The organism is Crossiella sp. SN42 (assembly GCF_023897065.1).
Classification (GTDB): Bacteria; Actinomycetota; Actinomycetes; order Mycobacteriales; family Pseudonocardiaceae; genus Crossiella.
Genome location: NZ_JAMHIV010000050.1, coordinates 1 through 19,295 on the forward strand (window position 1 = coordinate 1; position 19,295 = coordinate 19,295).

General features: G+C 72.1%; 22 protein-coding genes. 16 read left to right on the forward strand and 6 right to left on the reverse strand.

The annotated features are described in order from the left end of the window. Positions 1–542: 542 nt before the first annotated feature. The 5 genes from rpsB (at position 543) to M8C13_RS40460 (ending at position 4,700) form a co-directional block, all read left to right on the forward strand. Positions 543–1,379: a 30S ribosomal protein S2 gene (rpsB, locus tag M8C13_RS40440; RefSeq protein ID WP_252486123.1), complete on the forward strand. Its 837-nt coding sequence runs from the start codon at positions 543–545 to the stop codon at positions 1,377–1,379. Positions 1,380–1,477: 98 nt separating this feature from the next. Continuing rightward, positions 1,478–2,293, forward strand: coding sequence for a translation elongation factor Ts (gene tsf, locus M8C13_RS40445; RefSeq protein ID WP_252486124.1), 816 nt, complete (start codon positions 1,478–1,480; stop codon positions 2,291–2,293). 132 nt (positions 2,294–2,425) lie between these two features. Beyond that, positions 2,426–3,166, forward strand: coding sequence for a UMP kinase (pyrH, locus tag M8C13_RS40450; RefSeq protein WP_252486169.1), 741 nt, complete (start codon positions 2,426–2,428; stop codon positions 3,164–3,166). Between the two features lie 72 nt (positions 3,167–3,238). After that, the gene (gene frr, locus M8C13_RS40455; RefSeq protein WP_252486125.1) at positions 3,239–3,796 is read left to right on the forward strand and encodes a ribosome recycling factor; all 558 of its coding nucleotides are present in this window, start codon (positions 3,239–3,241) and stop codon (positions 3,794–3,796) included. 124 nt (positions 3,797–3,920) lie between these two features. Beyond that, entirely contained in the window at positions 3,921–4,700 is a 780-nt protein-coding gene (locus M8C13_RS40460) for a phosphatidate cytidylyltransferase (RefSeq protein WP_252486170.1), read from the forward strand. Positions 4,701–4,722: 22 nt separating this feature from the next. On the opposite strand, the gene M8C13_RS40465 is transcribed toward M8C13_RS40460, so the two are convergent. Then, positions 4,723–5,541, reverse strand: coding sequence for a VOC family protein (locus M8C13_RS40465; protein ID WP_252486126.1), 819 nt, complete (start codon positions 5,539–5,541; stop codon positions 4,723–4,725). A 104-nt stretch (positions 5,542–5,645) separates the two neighbouring features. Between M8C13_RS40465 and M8C13_RS40470 the strand changes: the two genes are divergently transcribed. The 8 genes from M8C13_RS40470 to M8C13_RS40505 all read left to right on the forward strand — a co-directional run bounded on the left by M8C13_RS40470 (position 5,646) and on the right by M8C13_RS40505 (position 10,905). Beyond that, positions 5,646–6,371, forward strand: a complete 726-nt coding sequence (locus tag M8C13_RS40470; RefSeq protein WP_252486127.1) for a class I SAM-dependent methyltransferase — start codon at positions 5,646–5,648, stop codon at positions 6,369–6,371. An 18-nt stretch (positions 6,372–6,389) separates the two neighbouring features. Further along, entirely contained in the window at positions 6,390–7,478 is a 1,089-nt protein-coding gene (locus M8C13_RS40475) for a low specificity L-threonine aldolase (RefSeq protein WP_252486128.1), read from the forward strand. Positions 7,479–7,514: 36 nt separating this feature from the next. Next, entirely contained in the window at positions 7,515–8,621 is a 1,107-nt protein-coding gene (rlmN, locus tag M8C13_RS40480) for a 23S rRNA (adenine(2503)-C(2))-methyltransferase RlmN (RefSeq protein WP_252486129.1), read from the forward strand. 63 nt (positions 8,622–8,684) lie between these two features. Next, positions 8,685–8,930, forward strand: coding sequence for a plasmid stabilization protein (locus tag M8C13_RS40485; protein WP_252486130.1), 246 nt, complete (start codon positions 8,685–8,687; stop codon positions 8,928–8,930). Next, a complete protein-coding gene (locus tag M8C13_RS40490; RefSeq protein WP_252486131.1) occupies positions 8,927–9,358 on the forward strand; it encodes a type II toxin-antitoxin system VapC family toxin in 432 nt (143 codons plus the stop codon). The genes M8C13_RS40485 and M8C13_RS40490 overlap by 4 nt, the downstream gene beginning before the upstream one ends. 48 nt (positions 9,359–9,406) lie before the next feature. Then, positions 9,407–9,865 carry a hypothetical protein gene (locus M8C13_RS40495; protein WP_252486132.1) on the forward strand — a complete coding sequence of 153 codons (459 nt, stop codon included), beginning with the start codon at positions 9,407–9,409 and terminating at the stop codon, positions 9,863–9,865. Between the two features lie 4 nt (positions 9,866–9,869). Next, positions 9,870–10,427, forward strand: a complete 558-nt coding sequence (locus M8C13_RS40500) for a hypothetical protein (protein WP_252486133.1) — start codon at positions 9,870–9,872, stop codon at positions 10,425–10,427. A 1-nt stretch (position 10,428) separates the two neighbouring features. Continuing rightward, complete coding sequence (locus M8C13_RS40505) at positions 10,429–10,905, forward strand: hypothetical protein (RefSeq protein ID WP_252486134.1); 477 nt, start codon at positions 10,429–10,431, stop codon at positions 10,903–10,905. Here M8C13_RS40505 and M8C13_RS40510 read toward each other — a convergent pair. Genes M8C13_RS40510 through M8C13_RS40530 form a run of 5 tightly spaced genes read right to left on the reverse strand, consistent with a single transcriptional unit; the run spans position 10,886 to position 16,149 of the window. Next, a complete protein-coding gene (locus M8C13_RS40510; protein ID WP_252486135.1) occupies positions 10,886–11,596 on the reverse strand; it encodes a PP2C family serine/threonine-protein phosphatase in 711 nt (236 codons plus the stop codon). The genes M8C13_RS40505 and M8C13_RS40510 overlap by 20 nt on opposite strands. Continuing rightward, positions 11,593–12,246: a response regulator transcription factor gene (locus tag M8C13_RS40515; protein ID WP_252486136.1), complete on the reverse strand. Its 654-nt coding sequence runs from the start codon at positions 12,244–12,246 to the stop codon at positions 11,593–11,595. The genes M8C13_RS40510 and M8C13_RS40515 overlap by 4 nt, the downstream gene beginning before the upstream one ends. Positions 12,247–12,279: 33 nt before the next feature. Further along, the gene (locus tag M8C13_RS40520) at positions 12,280–12,963 is read right to left on the reverse strand and encodes a helix-turn-helix transcriptional regulator (RefSeq protein WP_252486137.1); all 684 of its coding nucleotides are present in this window, start codon (positions 12,961–12,963) and stop codon (positions 12,280–12,282) included. Continuing rightward, positions 12,960–14,471, reverse strand: a complete 1,512-nt coding sequence (locus tag M8C13_RS40525; RefSeq protein WP_252486138.1) for a type VII secretion protein EccE — start codon at positions 14,469–14,471, stop codon at positions 12,960–12,962. The genes M8C13_RS40520 and M8C13_RS40525 overlap by 4 nt, the downstream gene beginning before the upstream one ends. 10 nt (positions 14,472–14,481) lie before the next feature. Continuing rightward, positions 14,482–16,149 carry a BTAD domain-containing putative transcriptional regulator gene (locus tag M8C13_RS40530; protein ID WP_252486139.1) on the reverse strand — a complete coding sequence of 556 codons (1,668 nt, stop codon included), beginning with the start codon at positions 16,147–16,149 and terminating at the stop codon, positions 14,482–14,484. Between the two features lie 55 nt (positions 16,150–16,204). On the opposite strand from M8C13_RS40530, the gene M8C13_RS40535 reads away from it, so the two are divergent. Genes M8C13_RS40535 through M8C13_RS40545 form a run of 3 tightly spaced genes read left to right on the forward strand, consistent with a single transcriptional unit; the run spans position 16,205 to position 19,143 of the window. Beyond that, positions 16,205–16,891 carry a response regulator transcription factor gene (locus M8C13_RS40535; protein WP_252486140.1) on the forward strand — a complete coding sequence of 229 codons (687 nt, stop codon included), beginning with the start codon at positions 16,205–16,207 and terminating at the stop codon, positions 16,889–16,891. Further along, positions 16,888–18,147 (forward strand): sensor histidine kinase KdpD, encoded by a 1,260-nt coding sequence (locus M8C13_RS40540; protein WP_252486141.1) that lies wholly within the window; start codon positions 16,888–16,890, stop codon positions 18,145–18,147. Before M8C13_RS40535 ends, M8C13_RS40540 begins: the two co-directional genes overlap by 4 nt. A gap of 36 nt (positions 18,148–18,183) precedes the next feature. Then, complete coding sequence (locus M8C13_RS40545) at positions 18,184–19,143, forward strand: MoxR family ATPase (protein WP_252486142.1); 960 nt, start codon at positions 18,184–18,186, stop codon at positions 19,141–19,143. The last annotated feature ends 152 nt before the right edge of the window (positions 19,144–19,295 follow it).

A 19,295-nucleotide genomic window follows, 5' to 3' on the forward strand; every position in this document is an offset into this window, starting at 1 on the left:
GTGGGGCGGCGCTGCGGACCGCGGTCGGGTCTGCCCCGGCCACCGCGCAACCGGCCAGGGCCGCCGTCAGCAGGGCGAGGGCCATCGCCGCTATGACGGGGTGCACCACGAGGGCCGTCCTGACGGGGGCGGGGGTTGACGTCAGGGCGGGGGTGGTGACTGGCGGGGTGGGGGTGGAGTGGGGCATGGGATTGAGAGTGGTGGGGGGCGGGGTGGTGGGCCAGAGGGTGGCGGTGGGGCTGTGGATAGGTGGGGGATTGTGGATAGGTCGCGATCTTGGACAGGGGGGATTCGGAGTTGGGGTGGGTGTGGGCGTATGCTTTGAGCGCGGCCCGTCTGTGTGCGGGTTGACTTCGCGTGTCAGCGCAGGTCTCACCAGATGAGACGCGTGGCCCGGTGGTCCTGGATCTTCCGCAGGTGGGAAGGCCCGGGTTCGGGCGGCGGCCCTGACACCAGGGCGAGGGACCGCCCGGTTCCTTGCGGCAACCATCCCGCGTGCGGGTTTATCCAGCACGCCTGAGAACACGAGGTGTCATCCGGCTATGGCCGTCGTCACCATGAGGCAGCTGCTCGACAGCGGCGTGCACTTCGGGCACCAGACTCGTCGCTGGAACCCGAAGATGAAGCGCTACATCTTCACCGAGCGCAACGGTATCTACATCATTGACCTTCAGCAGACGCTGACCTACATCGACCGGGCCTACGAGTTCGTCAAGGAGACGGTCGCCCACGGCGGCACCATCCTGTTCGTCGGCACGAAGAAGCAGGCGCAGGAGGCCATCGCCTCCCAGGCCCTGCGGGTCGGCATGCCCTTCGTCAACCAGCGCTGGCTGGGGGGCATGCTCACGAACTTCTCCACCGTGCACAAGCGTCTTCAGCGCCTCAAGGAGCTGGAGTCGATGGAGCAGACCGGTGGCTTCCAGGGTCTCACCAAGAAAGAGATCCTGATGCTCACCCGTGAGAAGGACAAGCTGGAGAAGACCCTCGGCGGTATCCGCGACATGGCCAAGGTGCCGAGCGCGGTGTGGATCGTGGACACCAAGAAGGAGCACATCGCCGTCGGCGAGGCCCGCAAGCTGGGCATCCCGGTCGTGGCGATCCTGGACACGAACTGCGACCCCGACGAGGTCGACTTCCCGATCCCGGGCAACGACGACGCGATCCGGTCGGCCGCGCTGCTGACCAAGGTCGTCGCCGAGGCCGCGGCCGCCGGCCTGATGGCCCGTTCCGGCCAGGGCAAGGCTGCCGAGGGCGAGGACAAGCCCGGCACCGCTGAGGAGCCGCTGGCCGAGTGGGAGCAGGAGCTGCTGGTCAACGCGGGCGCTCCGGCGACCGCGGGCGCTCCCGCCGCCGCCGAGGGCGAAGCCGCCCAGTCCTGATCAACGACCTCCGCCCGGCCCACGCGCCGGGCGGAGGTTCGTCAGGCTCCTCAACCCCACGCTCCCGTTGCGTACCGAAGAAGGACGGACGACGCACGATGTCGAACTACACCGCGGCTGATGTGAAGCGGCTCCGCGAGCTGACCGCCGCCGGCATGATGGACTGCAAGAAGGCGCTCGAAGAGGCCAACGGCGACTTCGACAAGGCGGTCGAGATCCTGCGCATCAAGGGCGCCAAGGATGTCGGCAAGCGCGCCGAGCGCACCACCGCCAACGGCCTGGTCGCCGTTGCCGGCGGGGTCATGGTCGAGCTGAACTGCGAGACCGACTTCGTCGCCAAGAACAGCGACTTCCAGGCGCTGGCCGACAAGATCGTGGCCGTCGCCCAGGAGGGCAAGATCGGCGATGTCGCCGAGCTGAAGGCCGCGAAGCTGGACGAGGGCACCGTCGAGGACGCCGTGCTCGGCCTCTCCGCCCGCATCGGCGAGAAGCTGGAGCTGCGCCGGGTCGTCTCCTTCGACGGCAACGTCGCGGTCTACCTGCACAAGCGCGCCTCCGACCTGCCGCCGGCCGTCGGCGTGCTGGTGGAGTACACCGGCGCCAACGAGGACGCCGCCCGCGGCGCCGCGATGCAGATCGCCGCGATGAAGCCGCGCTACGTCACCCGTGACGAGGTGCCCGCCGAGATCGTCGCCAACGAGCGCCGGATCGCCGAGGAGACCGCGCGTGAGGAGGGCAAGCCCGAGGCTGCCCTTTCCAAGATCGTCGAGGGCCGCCTGAACGGGTTCTTCAAGGACTCCGTGCTGCTGGAGCAGGCCTCCGTGCAGGACTCCAAGAAGACCGTCAAGGCCGTGCTCGAGGCCGAGGGCGTCACCGTGACCGGCTTCGCCCGGTTCGAGGTGGGCCAGGCCTGAGCGGCCTGCCCCGATGAACACCATCTGGTCCGAACGAGGACCATGAGGCTGTGCCCCGCCTTCACCTGTGAGGGCGGGGCACAGTTTCGCAAGCAAGGGCCGCCCATGGCCTGATGAGGAGGACGGTTGACCGTGACCGCGGACGGCGCAGCACACACCGGCTACCGCAGGGTGTTGCTCAAGCTCGGTGGGGAGATGTTCGGCGGCGGCGAGGTCGGCGTCGACCCGGATGTGGTGCAGGCGGTCGCCCGGCAGATCGCCGACGTGGTCGCCACCGGCGCCCAGATCGGCGTGGTCATCGGCGGTGGCAACTTCTTCCGCGGCGCTGAGCTGCAACAACGCGGTATGGACCGTTCTCGGGCCGACTACATGGGCATGCTCGGCACGGTGATGAACTGCCTCGCGCTGCAGGACTTCCTGGAGCGCCAGCACGGCATCGACACCCGGGTGCAGACCGCGATCACCATGGGGCAGGTCGCCGAGGCGTACATCCCGCGGCGGGCGATGCGGCACCTGGAGAAGGGCCGCGTGGTCATCTTCGGCGGCGGTGCCGGCATGCCGTACTTCTCCACCGACACCACCGCGGCCCAGCGCGCGCTGGAGATCGGCTGCGAGGTCGTGCTGATGGCCAAGGCCGTGGACGGCGTCTACACCGCCGACCCGAAGCTGGACCCCGAGGCGCAGCGGTTCGAGCACATCACGCACAGCGAGGTCCTGCGCCGCGGCCTGAAGGTGGCCGACGCGACGGCCTTCAGCCTGTGCATGGACAACAACATGCCGATCATCGTGTTCAACCTGCTGGTCGAGGGCAACATCGCGCGCGCGGTGCGCGGTGAGAAGATCGGCACACTGGTCAGCACCCCTGCCGGCTGAACGCCTCCCCAGCCGTGCTGGGATGGTGGCACAGCTACCAGTGGAGTCGGCCAACGAGACTTAGGAGCAGCCGTGATCGACGAGACCCTCCTCGATGCCGAGGAGAAGATGGAAAAAGCGGTGGCTGTGGCGAAGGAGGACCTGGCCGCGGTGCGGACCGGCAGGGCCACTCCGGCCGCCTTCTCCCGCATCGCTGTCGACTACTACGGCGCCTTCACCCCGATCAACCAGCTGGCCTCGGTGACCGTGCCGGAGGCGCGGATGGCGGTCATCAAGCCCTATGACCTGAGCCAGCTGAACGCGCTGGAGAAGGCGATCCGGGACTCCGACCTCGGCGTGAACCCGACCAACGACGGCACCATCATCCGGGTGATCTTCCCGCAGCTCTCCGAGGAGCGCCGCCGGGAGATGGTGAAGGTCGCCAAGAGCAAGGGTGAGGACGCCAAGGTCTCCATCCGCAACATCCGCCGCAAGTCCAAGGACGAGCTCGACCGCATCAGCAAGGACGGCGAGGCGGGCGAGGACGACGTGGCGCGCGCGGAGAAGGAACTGCAGACACTGACCGACAAGTACGTCGGCCAGGTCGACGTGCTGGTCAAGCACAAAGAGACCGAACTTCTCGAGGTCTGATCGGGTGTCGACCGGCGATCGTGAGGATGCGCCCGGAGCGTCGTCGGACGTTCCGGGCGCTGCTTCGTCAGCTTCTTCCGACGCCGGGCGGCCGTCGAAGGCGGGCCGCAACCTCGGTGCCGCCATCACCGTCGGCGTGCTGCTGGGCGCGGCCATCCTGGTGTCCCTGCTGACGATCAAGGAACTGTTCGTCGGCGTGGTCGCGCTGGCCGTGCTCGGCGCGACCTGGGAGCTGTCCGGGGCGCTGCGCAGGGGCGCGGGCATCGAGGTGGCCCGCTGGCCGGTGCTCATCGGCGGGCAGGCCATGGTGTGGCTGTCCTGGCCGTTCGAGCGCAACGGGCTGCTGTCGGCCTTCGTGGTGACCGTGCTGCTGATCCTGGTGTGGCGCTTCCGCGGCGGCATCAACGGCTACCTGCGAGATGTCGCCGCCTCCGTGTTCACCACCGCCTACGTGCCGATGTTCGCCGCCTTCGCCGCGATGCTGGTGGTGCCGGAGGACGGCGCGGGCCGGGTGCTGTGCTTCCTGATCGGCGTGGTCTGCTCGGACACCGGTGGCTACGCGGCCGGGGTGTTCCTCGGCAAGCACCCGATGGCGCCCTCGATCAGCCCGAAGAAGTCCTGGGAGGGCTTCGCCGGGTCGATGCTGGCCGGGGTGGTCTCCGGCGCGCTCAGCCTGCCGCTGCTGCTGGGCGGCGCCTGGTGGCAGGGCGTGCTCTTCGGCGCGGCCCTGGTGATCACCTCGACCGTGGGTGACCTGATGGAGTCGGTGATCAAGCGCGATCTGGGGCTGAAGGACATGGGCACGCTGCTGCCCGGCCACGGCGGCCTGATGGACCGGATGGACTCCCTGCTGCCCTCGGCCGTCGTGTCCTGGCTGCTGCTGCGCGCCTTCGTGCCCCAGTGACATCAGAGCTCAATCGGCTGCGTCAATCGTCATAGGGATCATCCACCGCGCTGCGCGGTTCGCTGCGCCGCGAGCTGTCGACCAGGGTGAACGTGCCGCCGGTCGGGTCCTCCAGGATGGCCAGCCTGCCGAAGGGCGAGTCGAACGGCTCGTAGCTGATCTTGCCGCCCAGTTCGGCCGCGCGGAGGGCGAGCGCGTCCGTGCCGACGGCCGGGTCAACGCCGAAGTAGACCATCCAGTGCGGCGGCACCTCGTGCGGGAACTGCGCGCCCATCCGCATCCGGCCCACCAGCGGTTCGCCGTTGCGTAACCAGGTGGTGTAGTCGAAGGCGGCGCCGTCGCCGATCTGCTCCTGCCGGAAGTCGAACAGCCCGGCGAAGAAGGCGTCCGCGCGCTGCCCGTCCCTGGTGTTCAGCTCGGCCCAGCTCAGCGCGCCCGGCCTGCCGGTGGCGAAGTGCCAGCCCAGGTCGGTCTCCCAGAACCCGAGCACGCCGCCGGTCGGGTCCTTGGCCACCACCAGGTATCCCATGTCCGGCACCTGCACCGGGCCGGAGAGCACCGCGCCGCCTGCTGCCTCGATGTACTTGGCCGCGACCTCGGAGTTGGTGACGTGCAGGTACAGCGTCCAGCCGAGGAAACGGGCCTGGTCCTGCTGGGCCAGGTAGACCGCGCCGACCGGTTCGCCGTCCAGGCGGGCCATGCTGTAGCCGTTGACCTCGGGCTCGAACTGCCAGCCGAATAGGCCTGAGTAGAAGCGCTTGCAGGTCTCGGGGTCGCTGCTGGCGACATCCACCCAGCACGGGTGGCCGCCGGAGGGATCCAGCGGAGCAGGGGTGTGCATGCGGGTGCTCCTTCATCGGGTGGGGACGGCCGACGGGCGTGAAACTACGCCCGGCCGGCGACAATTCCTGTGATGAATGGGGAGCAGTTGGGAAACTGTTGGGCGTGAGTTCGACCGCGGAGAACGCAGGCGTGGTGCCCAGCCCCAACATCTGGCACTGGCCGGATGTGTACGAGACGGAGAACCGGGCGCAGGACACCGCGGGCGCGATCTGGCGGACCCTGCGGGCGGAATGCGACTGGACCGGGCTGGACGTCGTGGACGTCGGTTGCGGTGACGGCTTCCACCTGCCGGTCTTCGCCTCCTCGGCGCGTTCGGTGCTCGGCGTCGAACCGCACCCGCCGCTGGTCGAAAGGGCGGTCAGCCGGGTGGCCGGACTGGCCAATGTGAACGTCCTGGCGGGCTCGGCGCAGCACATCCCGCTGCCGGATGGCTCGGTCGACCTGGTGCACGCCCGCACCGCCTACTTCTTCGGTCCCGGCTGCGAACCGGGCATCGCCGAGGCCCTGCGGGTGCTGCGGCCCGGCGGCGCGCTGGCCGTGGTGGACCTGGACGGCAGCCGGCCGCCCTATGGCAAGTGGCTGCGGGCTGACGTGCCCGGATACCACCCGCGCCGGATCGAGAAGTTCTTCACCCGGCTGGGGTTCTCACTTCACCGGATCGAGACCCTGTGGCGGTTCACCGACCGGGAAAGCCTGGTGAAGGTGCTCTCGATCGAGTTCTCCGCGAAGGTCGCCGCGCGCGCGATCGCGGACACCGCGGGGCTGACCATCCCGGTCGGTTACCGGCTGCACGTGCTCCGGAAATCCAGCGGCCTGCTGCTGCCCTGAGCCCCTACTGTGCCCGGCATGCCAGCTGACGCCCCGCCGCTCCGGTCGCTGTCCCTGCACGCCCCGCACCGGGGCCTGCCCGAGCTCGTGCTCGGCCGGATGGCGGCCCAGCTCGCGCCGGGTGAGGGGCCCTACGACGCGGTGCCCAGGCTGGAGCGACGGGTCGCCGAGCTGCTGGGCAAGCCGGCCGCGCTGCTGTTCCCGACCGGCACGATGGCCCAGCAGGTCGCGCTGCGCCTGCACGCCGACGCGCGCGGTCGCCGGGGCGTGGCCTTCCACCCGTACTGCCACCTGGACGAGGCCGAGCGGCAGGGCTACACGGTGGTGCACGGGCTGCACGCGGTGCGGGTCGGCGAGCGGGAGCGGCTGCTCACCCTGGCCGAGCTGCGGGAGGTCGAGGAGCCGCCGGCCGCGCTGCTGCTGGAACTGCCGCAGCGCAGCATCGGCGGGCAGCTGCCGGAGTGGGACGAGCTGGTGGCGCAGACCGAGTGGGCGCGGGAGCGGGGCGCGGCCACGCACCTGGACGGCGCGCGGCTGTACCTGGCCCAGCCGTACTACCAGCGGCCGCTGGCCGAGATCGCCGGGCTGTTCGACTCGGTCTACGTCTCGGCGACCAAGGGGCTGGGCGGGGTCGCGGACGCGGTGCTGGCAGGCAGCGAGGAGCTGATCCGGCACGCACGCGTCTGGCGGCACCGGCTCGGTGGCGCGGCCGAGGTGGCCTGGCCCTCGGCGCTGGCCGCGGAGTGGACGATGGACACCCAGCTGCCCAGGGTGCCGGAGTACGTGGCCACCGCGCGGGAGCTGGCCAGCGGGTTGCGCGGGGCCGAGGGGATCGAGGTGCTCTGCGATCCGCCGCAGACCCCGCTGTTCCACCTGCACCTGGCGGCCAGCCCGGAGTCGGTGCTGGTGGCGGCACGGCGGCTGAGTGAGGAGCGCGGGGTCTACCTGCCGCGTTATGCCGGGACGATGCCCTCGCCGCGGATGTCCACGATCGAGATCACCGTGGGCGCGCAGTTCGACGACGTGCCGGTGGCCGAGGCAGTGGCGCTGCTCACCGAGCTGGTGGCGCGGGCGCGGGAGCTCGACCGGGGCTGTGGACAGAGGTAAGGAGCACCCCGACGGACGTGGGACACTGGGTGGGCCATGACTTCGTTGCCCCTCGTGTTCGACGCCCCCAAACGCGGCCTGCCGCCGCGGCACCTCGCCGACCTCTCGGCCGAGCAGCGCCGCGCCGCGGTCACCGAGCTCGGTGAGAAGCCCTTCCGCGCGAACCAGCTGTCCAACCACTACTTCGCCAGGCTCACCGCGGACCCGGCCGAGATGACCGACATCCCGGCGGCCAGCAGGGACCGGCTGGCGGGGGAGCTGATGCCGCCGCTGTTCACCGAGCTGCGGAAGGTCACCTGCGACGAGGGCACCACGCGCAAGACACTGCTGCGCGCGCACGACGGCACACTGATCGAGAGCGTGCTGATGCGCTACCCGGACCGGGCCACGCTGTGCATCTCCAGCCAGGCGGGCTGCGGCATGGCCTGCCCGTTCTGCGCCACCGGCCAGGGCGGGCTGCAGCGCAACCTGTCCACCGCGGAGATCGTGGAACAGGTGCGGCTGGGCGCGGTGGCGATGCGCGACGGCGAGCTGCCGGGCGGGCCGGGGCGGCTGTCCAACATCGTGTTCATGGGCATGGGCGAGCCGCTGGCCAACTACAAGCGGGTGATCGAGGCGGTGCACCGCATCTGTGATCCGGCGCCGGCGGGGCTGGGCATCTCGCAGCGGTCGGTGACGGTGTCCACGGTCGGGCTGGTGCCGGCGATCCGGAAGATGACCGAGGAGAAGCTGTCGGTGCGGCTGGCGGTGTCGCTGCACACGCCGGATGACGAGCTGCGGGACACGCTGGTGCCGGTGAACACCCGGTGGAAGGTCGCCGAGGTGCTGGAGGCCGCGCGGGGTTACGCGGACCGGACCGGGCGGCGGGTGTCCATCGAGTATGCGCTGATCAGGGACATCAACGACCAGGGGTGGCGGGCTGACCTGCTGGGGCGGCTGCTGCGGGACAACCTCGGGCAGTTCGCGCACGTCAACCTGATCCCGTTGAACCCGACGCCGGGTAGCAAGTGGGATGCCTCGCCGAAGCCGGTGGAGCGGGAGTTCGTGCGCCGGGTGGAGGCGCAGGGGGTGCCGTGCACGGTGCGGGACACGCGGGGGCAGGAGATCGCGGCGGCCTGTGGGCAGCTGGCGGCTGAGGGCTGAGTTGCGGGGGTGGGTTGGTTTCGGTGCTAGCATTGACTGCAATGACAGCATCGGAGGTGGATCATGGCGGTCCTGACGATCCGCGACTTCGACGAGAGTCTGAAGGCCAAGTTGAGGATCCGTGCGGCTGAGCACGGCCGATCCATGGAAGCCGAGGTACGCGCGATCCTCGCGGCGGTGTTGACCAAGTCTGAGTCCGGCCCTGGGATGGGGTCGAGGATCAGGCAGCGCTTCAGTGACGTCGACGACGTCGCGTTCGAGGCTCCGCGGCGCGCGGAGCGGGCACGAGCAGCGGAGTTCCCTGAGTGATCGTCCTTGACACCAACGTCGTTTCGGAGCTGATGAGGCGAGCTCCGAACGACGAGGTGGTGCGCTGGGTGGATCGGTACCCGGCCGAGGAAGTCTTCGTCACCGCGGTGACGGCGGCCGAGCTCGCCTACGGGGTCGAGCGCATGCCGGAGGGCCAGCGCAGGACCGCGCTCGCGGTCAAGGTCTCCGAACTGCTGACCGAGGACCTCCAGGGACAGATTCTGCCGTTCGATGATGTGGCGGCGGTGTACTACGGCGAAATCGCGGCAGCACACGAGAAACAGGGTGCCCCGATCAGCATGGCGGACGCGCAGATCGCCGCGATCTGCCGTCGTTTCGCGGCCTGCTTGGCCACTCGCAACACCAAGGATTTCGCGGACACCGGCATCACCGTGCTCAATCCGTGGGGCAATGCCGATGAGGCGTAGCCGGTAGAAAGCGGCCGGCATGTCGTTGTGGTGCAGTACGTTGCCGCTGTGACGCTCAGGAAGGTCGAGGAGGACTGGGCCGGGGACGACCTCGACGATCTGATCGCCTACTTCGGCGCGGATCCGGATGAGTTCCAGGCACACCAGGTGGTGGCGGCGCGCTGCGCCCGGTGCGACGGTCGGGTCTTCGTGCTGGAGACCGCCGAGTCGTCCACCTGTGTGCGGCGCACCTGCGTCGGCTGCGACCTGACCGTGTTCATGCTGGACGCGGCGGAGTACTGGCCGGCCGCCGAGGAAGAGGTCGAGGCCAGGTATTTCGTCGAGTGCTCGTGTGAGGAGGACCGGTTCGAGGTCGCGGTGGGCTTCACCTTTTACGAGGACGCCCCGGACTCGGACATCCGGTGGGTGAGCATCGCGGTCCGGTGCGTTGCCGATGGTTCGCTCGGCTACTGCGCGGGCTGGAAGGTCCGTTACGGGCCTTCGCGCCACCTGGTCGAGGCGGTCTGATCGCGTGCGGGAGTTCCAGGCGTTCGGTTTTGAGCCCGGCTACCGGGTGGAGGTCGATCCCGAGTTCCCGGCTGACGGCAACTGGGGTTGCCCGGTGTTCGGCTACGACTGCGACGGCCGTGTTGCCGAGGAGTTCGTCGCGCGGTGGGGCAGTTCGCTGACGGTGCGGGTCACTTCGGGCGGTGGAGAATGGGTGGGCCGGTTTCCGGCCTCGGGGGTTGGCGGGGTGGACGGGGTGTTCGCCTGCCCGGCGGCCGGGCAGCTGTGCGTTGTGGTGGCCGGGCTGGCGCAGGTGGTCGAGGTCGGCGCGCCGGGGGCCGGGGCGGTGCTGGTGCGGGACCAGGTGGCTCAGGTCGTGCCGGTGCTGGGGATGCCGTTGTTGCTGCTGGTCAGCTGGACCGACCTGGTGGCGATCGGACCGGACGGCGTTGCCTGGGAGTCCGCGCGGCTGGCGCTGGACGGGTTGCGGGTGCTGGAGGCCAGTGCCGAGGGCATCCGGTGTGTGGACGACTTGGCGGAGATCGTCGTGGTGGACCCGGTCACCGGCCGGACGAGGGGTTGAGGTGTACGAGCTGACCGGCGTGGTCGGTCGCGCGGAGCTGCTGCGGGACCGGGTGGCCGGACTGCCGCGGGCGGTGGTGGTCGGGCTGAACCAGGAGCTGGGGCTGGTTCCGATGGGCGCCGAGCTGTTCCGGGAGCTGACCGGAGCGCGGCGGGTGGGCTTCGCCGAGCTGCCCGCGACTTTCGCCGCACTGCTCGCGGAGTGGTCCCGGACCGGGCCGATCGCCTTTGTGGAGGCGGAGTTCTTCGCCGGTGACGGGTACCAGGGCGCCTCGGTGTGGCGGGACGGCTCGCTGGAGTGGGGGCCGGTGGTCGAGGAGACCTGCGGTGCGGCGCGGCCGGACTGGCCGATCAACGCGGCGCTGGCCCGGCTCGGCGCGGTGAGCGATGGCCGGGACCTGTTCAGCTCGGTGGGGCTTGACGCGGAGCGGGAGGTGGCCGACTGGCTGGCGCGGGGCCTCAGGCGCCGGTCGCGGTGATCACGATGGCGGTGGCGTTGTCGTTGCCGCCCGCGGCCTCGGCGGCCGAGAGCAGGTCGCGCACCATCGCCGCGGGGGTGTTCCCGCTGCCCAGGGTGGCCAGGAGTTGTTGGTAGGAAACCTGTTCGGCGATGCCGTCGGTGCACAGCAGGAAGGTGTCGCCCGGCCGAGGGTTGATCTTCATCAGGTCCGGGTCGGGGTGCGCGGGGTGGCCGAGGTAGCGGGTCAGCTGGTAGCGGGCCGAGGCGGCTTGCCGGGAGTCGAACGGGTACCAGCCGTGCACCGCGCCCAGCCAGGCCATGGTGTGGTCGACGGTGAGCAGCTCCAGCAGTCCGGCGCGCAGCCGGTACAGCCGGGAGTCGCCGAGCTGGGCGAGCCAGAACCCCTCCGGCGTCTGAGCCAGCGCGGTGAGCGTGCAGCCGGCCAGGCCGCCGATCTCCCGGCCGAAGTCGGCGATCCGCTGATGCGCCAAGGCCACCGCGGCGCCGAGCGCGGCCGGAGCGGCGCGGCCGTGCTCGACCACCAGGTCCACCGCGGTCTGCGCGGCCATCGTGCTGCCCGGTCCGTCGCCCATGCCGTCGGCGACCACGGCCAGCAGCGGGTCCAGGCTCAGGTGCGCGCGGTCGAAGTTCGACCGGTAGCGGTTGCCGGTCTCGCTGCCCGCGGCGGCGGTGAGGACGAGGGTGGTCACCGGAGGAAGTATCCGGTGCCCTTCACCGTGTGCAGCAGTGGCGGGGGGCCGAGCTTGCGGCGGAGCTGGGCGATCACCACGTCCAGCACGTTGGAGGCGGGGGCGACCAGCTCGTCCCAGGCCGCGGCGATCAGCTCGGCGCGGCTGACCGTGCCGCCACCGGCCAGCAGCAGGCGGTGCAGCACCGCGAACTCCTTGCCGGTCAGCTCCAGCCGGGTGCCGGCGCGGCGGATCTCGTGCCGGGCCGGGTCCAGTTCCAGGTCGCCGTGGCGCAGCGCCGGGGCCGGGGCCAGGCCGGTGCGGCGGCACAGGCTGCGCACCCGGACCACCAGCTCGATCATCGCGAACGGTTTGACCAGGTAGTCATCGCCACTGGCCAGACCGTCGATGCGATCGGCGACGCTGTCCCGGCCGGTCAGGAACAGCACCGGCACCGGCCAGCCTGCCGCGCGCCGGGCCGTGACGTAGCTGAGGGAGTCACCGGCGGGCAGCATGCGGTCGAAGACCGCGCAGTCATAGGCGTTGACGCTGAGCGCTTCGTCGGCCGCCGGCAGGTCGGTGGCGGCGTCGACGGCGAAACCCGCGCCGCGCAAGGAAACCTCGACGGCTACCCGCAGGTTCTCGTCATCCTCGGTGACCAGTACCCGCACAGCGGCAGACAGTAGCCGATCGGCCCGGCGGGTTCAGCCGACCCGGTCCAACAGCCAGCCCCGGTCCGCGGCCTTGGCGCCGGCCTGGAACCGGCTGCGCGCGCCGAGCCGGTTCATGATGTCGGAGACCATCCGCCGGACCGTGCGCACCGAGATCCGCATCCGGGCCGCGGCGGACTCGTCGGTGCAGCCGTCGAAGAGCAGGGTGAGCAGCTCGCGTTCGCGCATGGTCAGCTCGGTGGGCTCCGGCAGTTCCGAGGCGATCAGCGGCACCGCGGCCGGCCACACCCGCTCGAACAGCTCGGTGGTGGTCCGCACCACCCCGGCCAGCCGGAACATCGCCACCCGGCCCGGGTAGCCGTCGGCCTGGTCGGCGGGCAGCACGGCGACCTCGCCGTCGATGACAAAGGCGTCCATCGGCACCTCCGGCAGCGTGCGCACCTCCGCCCCGGCCAGTGCCAGCGCGCTGAGCTGGAGCGAGGCGCCGGGGGTGGTGCGGGTCCGGTCGGGCACCAGCACCCGGTAGCGCACGCCGCGGCGCAGGTTGTCGTGGTCGAGCTTGCGGAAGGTGGCCAGCTGACGCGGGAACGCGGTGTTGCCGCGGCGGGCGATGAGCACCTCGCGGCCCGCGGTGGCGAGCTGGGTGTCCACCCCGGTGGCCACGGGCGCGCGGTCGGCCGGGCGCAGCAGGGAGAGCACGGGAGTCTGGGTGTTCACAGCGGGTTGCCTCCGATCGGCATGGTCGCGGCGAGGGCGCGGGCGTGCTGCCCGTCGAGTCGTTCCAGGCGCACGCCGAAGCGTTCGCCCAGGTAGGTCAGGTCGGTGGCGGCCGCGTCGACCACGGCGCCGGTGGTCGCGGCGATCCGGAGCACCGCGGTGGGCTCCCGGTCCTCGCCGGTGGTGACGGCCACGGTGATCGCCACGCCGGGCGCGGCGGCCAGCAGTCGTTGCAGCAGCGGACCACGGTCCACTGTGGACAGTTGGGCGTACCCGGCGAGCCGGAACCCGGCCTGGGTCACCGCGCCCGCCCGCCAGAACCGCCAGTCCTCGCGGGTCTCGCCGCGGCCGGACCCGGTGTGGGTCAGCGCGGGCAGCACCGCGCGCAGGTCTTCCTCGGCGAGGGCGTCGGCGGGCAGTCCGGCGCGGGTGAGGCGGCGCAGCACCCGGCGCACGGTGTTGGCCAGCGCGGTGGTCAGGTCCTCGTCCCGGAAGACGTCCGGATCGCGCAGCGCCCGCACCGCCAGCCAGGTGCGCGGCGGCCGGTCCCTGGCCGGTCCGGTGTGCAGCACCAGCCGCGCGCCGAACTCGGGCATCGCCGGATCGGGCTCGGGCAGCAGCGCGTCCGCGGCCGCGGCCCGCAGGAACTCGTGGTCGGCCGCGCGCGGGCGCAGCACGACGACCAGCTCGTCCGGGTGGCTGAGCAGTCCGGCCGCGACCCCGCCGATGGTGGCGGTGCGGATGCGGCTGGCCGGGGCGAGCAGGTCGAGCAGGGTGGCCGGGTCGTGTTCGGTGGCGCCGAGGTCGTGGGCGCGGCGGCGGAGCAGGTGGCGGAGGCGGGTGGCCAGCAGCGTGGTCAGCCAGCGGCCGCGGACCCGGATCGCGGTGCAGGCGAGCAGGGCGGCGCCGACGCCGAGCGCGGTGGCCAGCGGCCAGGGACGGCCGATGGCGAGGACGGCGGTGAGGGCGGCGAGCTGCCAGCAGAGGATGCGGAGGGCGGGGATGGCGGCGCGGCGGGGCGCGGGTGCCGGGGGAGTTGAGGGAGCTGGGGGTGGTGGGGCAGGGCGGGTTTGGCTGGGCGCGGGGGTGGCGGCGGCGAGGACGCGCGGGCCGGCCGGAGCGGCGGCCGCGAGGACTCGGGGGCCGGTGGGGGCGGCCGGAGGGGCGGTGGGGAAGGCGCGGGGGCCGGTCGGTGCGCCAGGAGCGGTGGCCGGGAAGGCACGGCCGGTGCCGGCGGCAGGCGCGGTGGCCGGGAAGGCGCCGGGGCCGGTGGCGGTGCCAGGAGCGGTGGTTGGCAAGGCATGTGGCCCGGTGGCGGCGGCGAGGACACGGGGGGCGGCGTGCTGCGGTGGCTGGGCGTGGCCCGGAGCGTGGGCAGGCTGGGCCGGGCTGTGCGGGACCGGGCCGGCCCCCGTGGTGCCCGGGTGGTGTGGCTGGGCCGGCCCAGTGGGCGTGGCCGTGCGGGTGGTCAGGCCCGTGGGCCAGCCGGGAGCGGGTTCCTGCGGCATGGGGTCCTCCTCACGCGACGCGGGTGCTGGACAGGGGGCGGGCGGCGCGGGCGTGGGCGCGGACCAGTGGGTGGGTCTGGAAGCGGTTGGGGGCGGGGGCCTCCAGCAGGTGGTGGTCGGTCAGCTCCTCCAGCAGGCGGCGGGTGTCCGGGTGGGACAGGCCCAGTTGCTGACCCGCCTGCCGGGCGTCGAACTCCGGGGGCAGGGCGGCCAGGGCGTGGAACGCTGAGCGTGCGCCTGCTGACAACCGCCGGTACGAGCCGGTCAGGCCGGGGGCCAGCTGCGCGGAGGCGAGCCAGTCGGCCAGGTCCGCGGCTGTCCACTGTGGACGGATCGCGAGCTGGGTGGCGACCGTGTGCAGGGCGCCGGGGTTGCCGCCGCAGGCGGTCAGCGCGGTGGTCAGCGAGGTGAGCGGCCGGCCCGTGGCGGTGTGGAACAGGGTGGCGGACTCGGTGGGGGACAGCGGGTTCAGCGGGTACCGGGTCTCGCCGGGCAGGCGCCAGTCGCGGGTGCGGGTGGTGACCAGGGTCAGGCTGGCCGAGGCGCCGGGCAGCAGGGGGCGCAGCTGGTCCTCGTCGGCTGCGTCGTCCAGGACCAGCAGCACCCGGCGGCCGGACAGCTCGGAGCGCCACAGTGCCGCGCGTTCGTCCGCATCGGCCGGGATCGCCGTGTGGCCGAGGCCGCGGAGCAGGCGGGCCAGCGCGTCGGCCGGTGTGAGTGGGGGCGCCTCGGCGTGGGCGCGCAGGTCCAGGAAGAACTGGCCGTCGGGGTAGCGGGCGGCCAGGCGGTGGGCGGCGTGCACGGCCAGCGCGGTCTTGCCCGCTCCGGTCATGCCGTCCAGCACGATCGTCTGGCCGGGCGTGGACCCAGCCAGCGCGGTCAGTTCGGCGGTGCGGCCGGTGAAACCCGGGATATCCCTGGGCAGCTCGCGGCGCGGGTGGCTGGTGGCGGGAGTGGCCAGCGCCTGCTGGTGCGCCTCGGCCAGCGCCGGGCCAGGGTCGACGCCCAGCTCCTCGGCCAGCACCCGGCGGGCCTGGTGGTAGGTGGCCAGCGCCTCGGCCCGGCGGCCGGCCGCGTGCAGGGCGCGCACCAGCTGGGTCCAGGCGGCCTCGCGCAGCGGTTCGTCCGCGGTCAGCGCGCGCAGGCCGCTGATCGCCGCCCGCGCCTCGCCCGCGGCCAGCTGCGCCTCGGCCAGCGACTCGCGCAGGTCGCGCCGGATCTCCTCGAGGCGGTCCGCGGCGGACTGGAACTCCGCGCCCGGCAGGTCCTCGAACGGGCGGCCGCGCCAGGCGGAGAGCGCCTCGGTGTACAGGGCGATCGCCCGGTGCGGTGCGCCCTCGGCCAGTGCGGTGCGCGCCGCGGCGGCCAGGTCGGCCACCCGGTCGGCGTCCAGCTCGCCCGGCGCGACCAGCAGCCGGTAGGCGCCGGGGCGGCTCTCGATCGCCGAGGGCAGCAGGCGGCGCAGGCGGCAGATGTAGGTCTTGAGGTTGGCCTCGGCGGAGGCGGGCACGGCCTGTTCATGCCAGGTCGACTCGATCAGTCGATCAACCCGGACCCACGCGTTAGGGTGCAGCAGCAAGGTCGCCAGCACCGTGACGGGCTTCCGCGCACCGAGCTCGAGCACCGCTCCAGCCGGGTCGCGGGCCTCGACCGGACCCAGAATGTGGAAGATCGTCATCCCCCGCCCCCTCTCTCCATCGCACCCACCATCTCTGTGGCCACATGAGGTTTCCATGACACGACCGGGAGTGATCCCCGTCCGCGTTCTGGTGGTCGAGGACGACGACGACCTGCGGTTCGCGGTGGTCGCGGAGCTGCGCTCGGCCGGACTCGCGGTGGAGGAGGCGGCGGACATCGCGGCCGCGGACCGGGCGGTGCGCGCGGGCGAGCACGCCTGCGTGGTCTTCGACCGGATGCTGCCCGACGGCGACGCCATCACCTACGTGCACCGGCGGCGGCAGCAGGGCTGGGCCACCCCGGTGCTGTTCCTGACCTCGCTGGACAAGATCGCCGACCGGGTGGCCGGGTTCGAGCACGGCGGCGATGACTACCTGGCCAAGCCGTTCGCGATGGCCGAGCTGACCGCGCGGGTGTCCGCGCTGTGCCGCCGGGCCGGCAGCGGCAGGCCCTCGGTGCTGCGGCACGCCGACCTGGAGATGGACTGCGCCCGGCGCGAGGTGCGCAGGGCCGGGGTGCTGCTGACCGTCTCGGACAAGGAGTTCGCGGTGCTGGAGCACCTGCTGGCCAGGGCGGGGCAGGTGATCTCGCGCAGTGAGCTGATCGAGCACTGCTGGGACAACAGCGCCGACCCGATGTCCAACGTGGTCGACGCGGTGGTGAAACGGCTGCGCGCCAAGCTGGCCGAGCCCAGGCTGATCCACACCGTGCACGGCCGCGGCTTCCGGTTGGGCGCCGGGTGAGCACCACCTCCGCCGACCGGCTGCGCCGCCTCCGCCGCCTGCTCACCCTGCTGTTCACCGCGCTGAACGCAGCCGGGCTGATCCTGTTCGCCTACCTGGTGATCCGCGAGGACCGGCAGCAGGGCGAGCAGCACATGGACGCCGACCTGCGCCGGGTCAGCGCGGTGGTGTCCAGGCTGATCGACTACGACGGCACCATCAACACCGAGGAGCTCGGGCACGACCAGATCAACAACGCCTGCCCGCAGTTCACCGTGCTGGACCGGGACGAGAATGGTGAGTGGTCGACCAATCACACCAGCGAGAAGCCCTGCGCCCCGCTGCCGATGACCACGCTGACCAGCCTCGCCCAGCAGTCCGTCGACACCCGCAGCATGATCACCGGCTACCAGCGCGGCAGCGGGGGCGAGCTGCTCAGGGTCACCGCCGACTCGCTGCGCAACCGGTCCGGGCAGTACGTCGGCGCGGTGGTCGCCGCGATGGACGCGCGGGAGGCCGAGAGCAGGCACGACCGGCGGGTGCTGATCGTGCTCGGCGTGTCCGTGCTGCTGGTCGGCGCCTGCGCGCTGGCCGGGCACGTGCTCTCCGGCCGGGCCATGCGCCCCGCGGTGGACGCGCTGGCCCAGCAGGAGGCGCTGCTCGGCGACATCGCGCACGACCTGCGCAAACCAGTGGCCGCGCTGCGCGCGCTGGCCGAGACCGGGCTGCGCAACCCGGACCAGCACGCCGAGCTGCTGCCGCGCGCGGTGCGGCTGTCCGCGCGGATGGGCGGCATCATCGACGGCCTGCTCATGCGCGCCCGCTTCGCCGCCGGGGTGCAGGAGCTGGCCAGGCAGCCGATCTGGCTGGACCAGCTGGTCGCCGGCGTGGTCGAGGACACCCCGCCGGAGGGCGCGCGGATCACGCTGACCACCAGTCCCAGCAAGGTCGACGCCGACCCGGTGCTGGTGCAGCGCGCGGTGGCCAACCTGCTCGGCAACGCCCTGCAGCACGGCCACCAGCCCGGCTCGGCCGCGGTGGTGCACGTCAGCGTGGCAGGCAACCGGGTCACCGTGGCCGACCAGGGCCCCGGCATCGACGCCGAACGCGCCGAGCTGGCCCTGGACCGCTTCACCAGCGGCGGCGGGTCCAGCGGGCTCGGCCTGGCCATCGTGCGCTGGGTCGCCCAGGCGCACGGCGGCACGCTGCGGGTGTACAACGCCGAGGCCGGCGGCGCCATCTTCGAGCTGGAACTGCCTGCCGTGTACCGGGACTGAACGACCGGTGTACCCGTGCTGCCTAGGATCGCGGGTATGAGCACCACGCAGGCCGGGCAGGTCTACTCGCTGATCGCGCGCAACGTGCAGTCGGTGGTCCGCGGCAAACCCGAGGTGGTGCGCCTGGCCGTGGCCGCGCTGCTGGCCGAGGGCCACCTGCTCATCGAGGACGTGCCGGGGCTGGGCAAGACCACGCTGGCCCGCTGCATCGCGCGCAGCATCGGCGGCAGCTGGAACCGCATCCAGTTCACCCCCGACCTGCTGCCCGGCGACATCACCGGCGTCACCGTGTACCACCAGAAGGAAGAGGAGTTCACCTTCCATCCCGGCGGCATCTTCGCCAACGTGGTGGTCGCCGACGAGATCAACCGCGGCACGCCCAAGACCCAGTCCGCGCTGCTGGAGGTCATGTCCGAGCGCCGGGTCACCGTGGACGCGGTCGCGCATCCGGTGCCCAGCCCGTTCCTGGTGGTGGCCACCCAGAACCCGATCGAGATGGAGGGCACCTACCGGCTGCCCGAGGCCCAGCTCGACCGGTTCCTGATGCGGTTGTCCGTCGGCTACCCGGACGTGGACGCCGAGGTCCTGGTGATCATGAGCGACTGCGCGGGCGTGTCCCCGGACGACCTGCCCGCCGTGGTCGACATCCCGACCCTGCGCGCCGCGATCACCCAGGTCCGCAAGGCGCACCTGGACCGCGCGGTGGTCGAGTACGCGGCCCGGCTGGCCGCGGCCACCCGTGAGCACACCGCGGTGCGCTTCGGCGCCAGCCCGCGCGGCAGCATCGCGCTGGTGCGCGCGGCGCAGGCGATGGCGGCCACCGAGGGCCGGGAGTTCGTCACCCCGGACGACATCAAGGACGTCGCGGTGCCGGTGCTCGCGCACCGCCTGGTGCTGACCGCCGACGCGGAGCTGAACCAGCGCGGCGCGGCCGAGATCGTGGCCGAGGTGCTGGCCGCGACGCCCGCGCCCGCGCTGAACCAGAGCGCCCGCTAGGGCGTGTCCGCACAGTCCCGCCCGCGATAGCCGCGCCGGTTCGGCCGCTGACGGCACGGCCGGAACGCCCGAATACGTCCGGTATGAGGCCGTCCCGGCCGCACCGCCAGCGACCGAACCGGTCACGACTCTCGCAGACGGGACTGTGCGGA